This is a genomic window from Mesorhizobium alhagi CCNWXJ12-2, from assembly GCF_000236565.1.
GTDB classification, from domain to species: Bacteria; Pseudomonadota; Alphaproteobacteria; order Rhizobiales; family Rhizobiaceae; genus Allomesorhizobium; species Allomesorhizobium alhagi.
Genome location: NZ_AHAM01000159.1, coordinates 45,070 through 54,334, shown reverse-complemented (window position 1 = coordinate 54,334; position 9,265 = coordinate 45,070). Strand labels below are relative to the sequence as shown.

The following is a 9,265-nucleotide window of genomic DNA, read 5'->3' as shown; positions in this document are numbered from 1 at the left end:
GTCTCGCAATCAATCGTTAACGAAACTTATGACACAGTAAGACTAGGTCGTTGATTAGATGTTCAGGTAGATTGAAGTTCGATGTGACGGAGGTCAGTCGGTTCGGGACTGTGATGCCGAAGTGCTGAACTGGCCTGGTATGCAACTCGCCTGGCCCGCATTATGTTGCCCAAGGGTCGATGATCTTCTGTCGCATGCCATGGGGAAAACGACAGGCGATCCACCTCCTCGCTTATTGCACGGGTAAGCGGATGATCCAGATCGCAATTAGGGATGCGCAGTTTCGCAACTTTCACAAACGGCGCGTCCCACGCGACAGAGGTGTCTTCGATCGGGGTGCGGGTATCGTCCACATAGAACTGGACTAGGAAGTCCAGCATAAGGTCCGCCCTGCGAAGTCTCTCAGCCAGTTCATCTCGAAGGAAGTTGGGCGTTAGGGGACGTCTTTCCGTCGGCTCAGTTCCCTCCGCGGGGCATACCGTGAATTTGACGGCGTAGGGACCAAGCTTGATCGGCGCAGTGCTGGAGAACTGCTCTCTGGCCATGCTACGTACCCGACTGAGAAGAACCGTACTGATAAGGGCCCTTAGGATGCGGAAGGCTTCGCGAGCGCCCACCGCGCGAGCGAGCGTGAAGAGCATGGTCAAGCGGTTGCGTGAAGCTCGGATGAAAGCCATAAACTGCTCGACGTTTCGAACGGTCGATGTGACCGAATGGCTCGTGGCAAGAAAATCCTGAGTAATTGCATCCTCCTGACCCGGCAACAATTTCGGTCCGTGGACTCCAATCAGCTTGATGGCGACGCCTCGCGGCTCAGGGTGTTTGTCCGGCCGAGGAGCGGGCTCGCCGTTGGAAAACCGCACCAATGCCGGGAACACCCGGGGCTCGCCGAACACTCCGAAACGCGCATGGTCTGGTAGATCAGTCAGGACCTGAAACTCGGCCACAAACCCTGCGTGGAGCTTGGCATGAAAACCACGGCGGAGCGGTCCACGCGTCTTCGCGGCCACTTCTCTTTGCGAAGCCATGATCTCGCGTGCGAAGCCCTCGAACAACGTGTCCTCGGATGCCCCAACTACCTCCCTCCAGGCTGTGCTGGGAGACTGAGCGGCCGTCGGGACCGCAGCAAGGTCGGCAGTTTGTACCATGGTCTACCAGCTCTCCAGAGGACCAATTCTGCGTATGGTTAGGTCAGGCGCGCCACAACTAAAACGGGCAACTCTGCCGCATCACACAGAACCTCCAGATCGAAATATCCAAGCCTTCTTGTACTCAACGCGCAGGGCCAGAGTTACTATCGCTTGCGCCGCAAGTATAGAGCGCAGTACTTCCATACCATCGATTGCGGCGGATTGCGAGCTTCAATGCTCTCGCTCAGCAAGGGCTCGCGCAGCCGACGGGATTCGAGAAGCGCACTGTGTTGCTCAAAAAGGGCGTAAGCGCGCATTTGGCCCGCTCGATTTCCGACCTGCTCGACCTGACCTGACATGCGAAGGTCCCTCCGATGTGGACGGGCTCTTATGCATGGCAAGAGACGACAAAATGGACGCCCAGTTGGACGTCCCGAGTGGATGCTATGGCCGTCGGCTTGAAGTGATCGAAGGTCCGACAGGCCGCCGGCGGCGCGGATGCGCCGGACAAGCCGGCGCAGATGGCTGCCCGTCGGGGTCTTGCCAGGACGCAGGATCATGGCGACCGGACGTCCGGTCGCGGCGTCGCAGATGCGGGCCGGCAGGAAGCATCGCTCGTCGTAACGATGAGGTGGAACGGCCCGCTACCGCAGCATCAGAGTGCTAAAACGTGGTCGTTTATTCAACGCCACAAAATAGGAGCCGTTTCGGGAAGCATATTACCACTATCGGGCTGGATTTGGCCAAGCAAGTTTTTCAGATTCACGGCGCTGACGTCGAAGGGACTCCAATCGTCAGCCGGAAGCTCCGCCGTGCCGAGGTGTTGCGGTTCTTCGAAAAGCAGCCAACGTGTCTGGTGGCATCGAGGCCTGCGGGGGTGCGCATTACTGGGCGCGCGAGATCGCGGCACTTGGTCATGAAGTGCGGTTGATCCCGCCGGCCTATGTCAAACCGTTTGTGAAACGCGGCAAGACAGATGCGGCCGACGCTGAGGCGATCAGCGAGGCGGTGACCCGCAAGACCATGCGCTTCGCTCAGATCAAATCGGCCGAACAGCAGGCTGCCGCGATGGTGTTGAAGACGCGTGGGCTTCTGGTCCGCCAGCAAACACAGGCAATCAATGCTCTTCGTGCGCATCTGTCGGAATTGGGCATTGTCGCCGGTATAGGCACGGCGAAGATTGCTGGCCTGATCGAGACCGTGCGCGACGAGACCGACGCCCGCCTGCCGAAGGCGGCTCGCTTGGCCCTGTCGGCCCTCGCCGACAAGATCGAGCGGGAAATCATTGCCGAGGCGAAACGAGACTAGGATATGCGACGACTCGCTACGATACCGGGTGTTGGCGCCATCACGGCTGCAACCATCAAGGCGCTTGTTTCGAATCCCGGCGGTTCAAGTCCGGGCGGCACTTTGCGGCCTGGCTCGGACTAGCGCCGAAATCTCATTCGAGCGGGGGCAAGGAGCGGCTGGGAGGTATTATCGAAGATGGGCAACCCGGAGCTTCGTTCCCTGCTGGTGCTCGGCGCGACGACCGTCCTGCGATACGCGCGGGGCAACGACAAGGCGCCGAAATGGCTTGCTGCGCTTCTGGCGCGACGGCCGCTCAAGGTCGTCGCTGTCGCGCTCGCCAACAAGATGGCGCGGATTATCTGGGTGCTGCTGAACAAGGGCGGGACATATCGGGGTCTGACGGAGGCGAGCAGCGTGGCAAGCGCTTGAGCCGAAAACGACCCGGACGAGCTGACCGGCGCGGTAGCCGGCAGAGGCGAGGTGCACGAAACAGACGATGATTCCATGGGACGAAATCCCGAGGCGAGAGAGGCCGAAACGCCCGATGCGCATCACAGCGCGCCGTAATGATCAGCCACTCGCATCGCGGACTTCATCGAGGCCAGCGGTTAAATGACCGCGCTGAAAGGCCGAACATGTGACCGCACCGTTCCCGCGTGATCAGCCGTCGAAAAATGCGCTTGTCCAAAAGGGCCAATGGTATGGACCCCGCCCTTTAGGCGCGGTGAAATCTCGAACGCCAACTGCAACGAAGGAGGATGTCATGCAGGTCGTTCGAATAGGTCTGGATCTTGCGAAGTATGTCTTCGAGGTTCACGGCGTCGACAGCCACGGAAAAGTCGTCGTGCGAAAGACGCTGCGTCGCGACGCGGTAGCCCGCTTCTTCGCCAATCTGCCGCGATGTCTGGTCGGCATGGAAGCCTCGAACGGAGCGCATTATTGGGCAAGGGTGCTTTCCGATCTCGGCCATGAGGTTCGGCTGATCAGCCCTCAGTTCGTGACACCATACGTCAAGTCGAACAAGAACGACCGGAACGATGCGGAAGCCATCTGCGAGGCGGTCGGCCGGCCATCAATGCGCTTTGTGCCGCCGAAGTCGACTGATCAGCTGGCAATCCAGGCCGTTCATCGCATTCGTCGCGACGCAGCCTTGCCGTCATCGTCGGGAACGACGATGACGGCCTCAGCGACATGGTCCGTTCGCTCATGAGGGAGTTGCGGGCGGAAATGGCCGACTCGATGATCGCATTGCAACCTATGATCGGCGGATACGAGAGATCTTCCGCGCCAGCGAGCAGTGCCAGCGGCTTGGAAAGATCGAAGGCATCGGCCCCGTAACGGCAACCGCCTTGATCGCTTCCGTAGGCAATAGAACCTGCTTCAAGAACGGCCGTCAGTTCGCGGCCTGGCTCGGCCTGGTGCCGAAACAACGATCCAGTGGAGGGCGAGCCCACCTATTCGGTATCAGCAAACGCGGCGATCGCTATCTGCGCACATTGATGATCCATGGTGCTCGCGCTGCGCTCGGTAAAGCAGCCGGCAAGCAGGATCCCCGAAGCCTCTGGCTCGGTCAGCTGCGGCAAAGGCGGCATCCCAATGTCGCGGCTGTCGCGCTCGCCAACAAGAATGCGACGATTGTGTGGGCCATGCTCTCGGGCGGCACATTCTACGAGCCCGCACAGTCGGTGAAAGCAGCTTGAGGCGAAGCGGCAAACGAAGGAACAACAGAAGGAGGTCTCACCCCGGCAATTGCAGCAAAATGGTAGGAGATGGTGAAATCGTCATTCCGTCGCTTCCCGAACCTGGTGTGTGGACCGGCTTGGCTTCGGCCAATGTCTAGGGGCCGATGAGGTGGAAGCGCGCGAAAATCCATCGGGGCTCGCGGCGAAGACGTTGTCCAGCCGCATCAGGAAGCCGGATATACGTCAGCAGTTGTGACCAACGATCCTGATCCAGCCGACTTGTTGCAATCGGGCGGGGTCCATATATGGGCGTTGAAGAGCGAGAGCTGCTGATCCATGATGTTTGGCGCTGGCTTCGGCCATGACGCCGTTCACACCATCATTGTGAGGGACGACCGCCGCGACCAAAACCTCTCGGTCGCCGGCGCGAGAGGCCCGTTACCTCATCTAGGTGTGTTCAATTCCATTATCTGCCGATACATGTCTTCTTCGCTCCCTTTGAACCTCGCCAATTCGTAACAGCCTAGCGGACTGGTCGCCGTGCGGGCGCAGCAGCGGTTGCAGAAAGTGCATGGTGCTTCGGGTTTATCCAATCCTTGCTTGAAGCGGTCCACGAGATCGGGCGTCGCTATGAGGGCGCGTGCCATTGATACGAAGTCGCATCCTCGCTGCAACGCGGCCTCCATGCCCGGGCGCATCTGGTATCCGCCATTGGTTATGACAGGCAGACCGGTGCCTGCACGGAACTGCAGAGCGTCATTAAGGCTAATTCCCTCTTTGTAGCTCCAACCCAAACCGAAGATCGGACGGGCGATCCAGTTCGGTACCAGATTCAGCAGCGCGGCCCTAATGGCAGCCTTCCAACTGAGGTGTCTAGTTGCGTTACAGAAGAGCTTAACCTCTTCAAGAGGAAAGGAACCGGGATTGCCCTTGGGATTCGGGAAACCGTACCCATTCACAACATGGAGGTAGTCGACGCCGAGTTCCTTCAGCCGCAGCCCATAGCGCATAGTCGTCTCAACGGAATTGCCGAGGAAGTGATGCCGGAGCGGCCACACCCAAGGCACGCGAAAGGCGAAATTCAAATAGGGCAGATAGTTGAAATCGGCTGCCGCAATGCGGACGCCCACGAGGTACTCGCGGCCGACTCGGGACCTCACAGCTTTCACGATCTCCTCGAGCAACCTGAAACGTCGCTCGGGTGACCCGCCCCAATCATCCTTTCTGCGGTTCATGCCCGGATTGAGGAACTGGTGTATCAGATAGCCCTTTTCCGCCGTGATCTCCACGCCATCTGCACCGGCGTCCTGAACTCTCGCGGCAGCAATCTCGAAATCGAAGATCGCTTTCGATATTTGCTGCGCCGACATTTCTCGCCGGAAACTGCCGTATCCATACAAGGGCTCGAAACCGTTCGAGGAAGAGAGCTCGTCCTCACGTTCGGGAAAGAGACTCAACTGGGTGGCAGCCCCTGGATCGCCGATCTGGACGATGTATCGGCACCCCTCGCCTTTTATCGCATCGATGGCTACCTTGAGCGGACGCACATATTTTTTGTCGCTGATGGTCGGATATTCCAGGGGCGATTGCCTTCGGGGATTCGTGCTGAACGTCGTCGAAATAATTCCGCCGACGCCGCCGCGCGCGAACTTCAGTTCAAAATTGCGCCAGACGTCCGTCACAGTGCCGTCATAGGCACACATCCTGCCCCCCACAGAGGAGCGAAGGATCCGATTTCTAAACGTGACATTCCCGAGCGTCCGTTCCTCGAATATCACGGCCGCAGCTCCTTATAGCGCCAGCGTTCCATCCAGCAGTGCGTCAGCGGTGCTAATGTCCGCAGTACCTTCACCCTCGGTGAACCTGGCGCGAGTTGACCGGACGGCAAATAATGCCCGCTGCCTGTCTGCTTCGCGATGGGAGTATTTGGCGACGCTTATCGAAGCTCGCAGCTCCAGCGCAGTCGCGTGCTGGTGGCGTGCAATCATGAGGGCGCGGCGGATCTCCTTCATCGCCGATCGGCTCTCCGCGCCAGTCTCAAACAGGAGTTCGCCCTTGAGTCTGTGGAGTTCCGCCTCCCAGTGACGCTCATCGTTTCTCCTAAGGCCGAGGAGAGCCTTGTCGATCGCCCGAATTCCCTCCTGGGGCCGACCCAGCGCTCGAAGGCCGGTTGCGACGAGGGTCATTGCCCAGGGCCAGCCCAGTCCACCGCTTTGCTGCTCGAAGTGAGAGAGGCCGGATATGACCAATGCGATGCCCTGTTCGGGATGACCCGAAGCAATGAGGTCCTCACCCTCGAGCACCTTGGCGGAGGCGGCCAGATATGAGATCCCATAGTCGGCGGTCACTTTGCGGAGCTCCCGGCCAAGCATCCGGGACTGCTCCCGATCGCCTCTCCACGATTTCATGATGGCCACCAGAAGCAGGGCCATGGAGAGTCCAAATGGCTGCCCGATTCGCCTCGCCAAGGACAAAGCCTCATCGCCCAATCGCAGGGCGGTATCCGGCAGGCCCATCTTCCATAGCACCCAGCACGAGTGAATCCTGGCGTTTACCGCCGGATCGATCTGTGTCGACAGCAGCTTCTGTCGCTGCTCGGACTCATGGTATTGGGACAACGCCAACTCCAGAAACGTGCGGGCGTCAATCAATCGGCCACGCCAAAGCGCGATCTGCCCGGCGAGCAGATTTGCCACGCACTGATCGCTGGGTTGCCCTGTCATGTCGGCGACTGCGCGCACGTCTTCCGCCAGTCTGGCTGCGCGCAGAAGCTGTCCGCGGCCGTAGTAGCAGCCGAATAGGCCACGAAGGGCAATGAACCGTTGGTCGAGCTTGCCGCAGTCTTCCGCCAGTTCGCGGGCGCGGAGGAAGGTGCTCTCAACCTCGGCCGACGAGAATCCCTCGATCACCCAGAAGGCAGCCCCCCGCATCAGCTGTAGGGAAAGTTCTCGATAGCGCCGCGTGCCGTCCCGGGGCAACCTTGCAAGGAGCTGGAGTCCTTCCGAAGTGTGTGCGAGAACTTCCCTGTTGGAGGCCCGCTCGAGCAGTTTCGCCGCAGCTTCGAGGTGAAAGTCCACCGCCTTGTCTAATATACCGGCTTCAGTGAAGTGATGGGCGATGATCTCCGGGGCGTAGCCTGGATCTGTGGGAGCTTGCTGTGCCAAGAGTTCCGCAAGTCTCTGGTGCAGCTGACGTTTATCGCTTCTGAGCAAACTGCCGTATGCGCCATCGCGAACGATGGCGTGATGAAAGACGAAACGGTCGCCTTTCCCAAGTGGGGACACAAACCCGGACCTAGCCAGGTCCTCGAGTCCGCGCCGAAGAACGGACTTTCTTTCGCCCGCAAGATCCTCGAGGACTTCAAGGTCGAACTCGCACCCGATCACCGAAGCGATCTGGGCCACCCTCTTGGCGGCGGCGATCTGGTCCAACCTGATCAGAACAGATTCCTTCACGCTTGATGGTAGAGTCCCTTCGAAGAGGGCTCCCATTTCGGAGCTCTTCGCCCCATTGACTCGGCCGCAGACAGCAAATGTCAGTTCTTCAACGAACAGTGGAACGCCTTCGGTTCGCCTCGCTATTTCGCCGGCCACACCGGAGGGCAACGAGGCCTTGGCTGCCAGTCGGGATATTATGGTTAGCGTTTCCGCTTCGCCCAAGCGGCTAAGCGTCAAGGTATGGGATTCCCCACCCAACCTGGCGAGATGGCCTGTAGTCCGGGTGGTCACGATCATCAATGCGCTGGTGGCTTGCAGTCGGTTCCTAAGGCCCCACAGAAGTTCGGCCGACGTCGGATCTATCCAGTGTGCATCCTCCACGTGCAACAGTAGAGGCTGCCGGTCCGCGAGCTCAGTGAAATATTCGATCAGCCCCTCGATCGTTTGCCTGCGAAGCTGTTCCGGATCGATACTTTTTTCCGGCTCCTCGATTCCGAGTAGCCTGATCAACCATGCTGGAGTATGCAAATCGGAGAACTGCGGGAGACGCTTGATCTTCTCTAGCTTCTTCTCGCGAGCATCGAGAAGTCGCATTCCGGCAGCCTCGTGAAGGTGCTGCACGAACGGAAACAGCACCGTCTTGGACCTCTGCGCGTCGCAAGCGACACTGACGTGGAAAATGTCGGGTGCAAGGTTGCCGACGAACTCCTTGACGAGCCTGGACTTGCCAATCCCGGGTTCCCCGACGACGAGAACAGACTCGCCGTGACCCGACTGACAGCGTTGCCAGGCCTCGGCGAGGGACCGCAACTCCGTTAGCCGCCCAACAAAGGGCGTCCTTGGCCTGTTGACGGCATGGTGGCGGCTGTCCCCTGAAGGCGGACGGACTTGCCAGACGGCAACTCCTTGCGAAAAGCCCTTTAGCCGTTGGACCCCGCGGTTCCGAAACTTGAAAGCCAGCCTCGCCAATGCATGCGTTGACCCCGAGACAAGCACTTCGCCGGACACTGCTAGAGACTGCAGCCGCGCCGCCAGCGTCAGAGGCTCACCCACAAACTTGGGGACGCCATGGGCAACATGGATGACAATCGTCCCTGTCGCGATGCCGGCATGGACCTCAAGAGGCGGCGCCCCCGGCAGCATGAGCCGCCCAACTCCCGAGCGGATCGCAAAGGCTGCATCGATGCTTCTCTCGGCTTCGTCGCCTCCCGATGTGGGATACCCGAAGAAGCCTACCGCGCAGTCTCCATGAAGATTGTCGAAATAGCCGCCGAACTGCTCGATCGACTGCCTACAGGTCTGCTCATAGGCATTGATCACCTCGTTGAGATCTTCCGGATCGAGGTTTTCCGAAAGGTTTGTAAAACCTACCAGATCACAGAAGAGAACGGTCAGCTGCCTGCGCTCGCCGCTGAGCGCCATGGCTTCGCGCGCCGGTCTCCGACCTGCCCTCTCCTCATGACGATCGTGCATCCTGAGGATCTCACGACAATTGTTTCGAAGAAAGTCCCGACTGCGATCCTACACCTTTTGCCGACACAAGTCGTGCGCTCAGATTCCCACCCACGAATGCCCCCCGTTGGGGCGACCGGCCAGCCTGAAGGAAGCTGCGATGGAGGTTCAGTCGCATGCAGATACCTCGTGCGTCGCGCTCGCAAACGTCCGACGTTGTTGCTTGGCACTTAACTGTAATGCGGCCGTTTCGGTCATATTTGGCGGTAAGTTA

Annotated in this window: 3 protein-coding genes and 2 pseudogenes; 2 read left to right on the top strand and 3 right to left on the bottom strand. The window is 59.5% G+C overall.

Going from position 1 to position 9,265, the window contains the following annotated elements:
• Positions 1-62: 62 nt before the first annotated feature.
• A complete protein-coding gene (locus tag MAXJ12_RS18670; RefSeq protein WP_139043938.1) occupies positions 63-1,055 on the bottom strand; it encodes a catalase family protein in 993 nt (330 codons plus the stop codon).
• Between the two features lie 793 nt (positions 1,056-1,848).
• Here MAXJ12_RS18670 and MAXJ12_RS18665 point away from each other — a divergent pair.
• Both MAXJ12_RS18665 and MAXJ12_RS34500 read left to right on the top strand, forming a co-directional pair.
• Positions 1,849-2,849 (top strand): annotated as a pseudogene (locus tag MAXJ12_RS18665) (IS110 family RNA-guided transposase).
• A gap of 334 nt (positions 2,850-3,183) precedes the next feature.
• Positions 3,184-4,120: pseudogene (locus tag MAXJ12_RS34500) on the top strand (IS110 family RNA-guided transposase).
• A 425-nt stretch (positions 4,121-4,545) separates the two neighbouring features.
• Here the strand turns inward: MAXJ12_RS34500 and MAXJ12_RS18650 are convergent.
• Together MAXJ12_RS18650 and MAXJ12_RS18645 are read right to left on the bottom strand one after the other, a co-directional pair.
• Complete coding sequence (locus MAXJ12_RS18650; protein ID WP_008837515.1) at positions 4,546-5,880, bottom strand: NADH:flavin oxidoreductase; 1,335 nt, start codon at positions 5,878-5,880, stop codon at positions 4,546-4,548.
• Positions 5,881-5,892: 12 nt separating this feature from the next.
• A complete protein-coding gene (locus MAXJ12_RS18645; protein WP_008837514.1) occupies positions 5,893-8,961 on the bottom strand; it encodes an ATP-binding protein in 3,069 nt (1,022 codons plus the stop codon).
• Positions 8,962-9,265 lie beyond the last annotated feature (304 nt).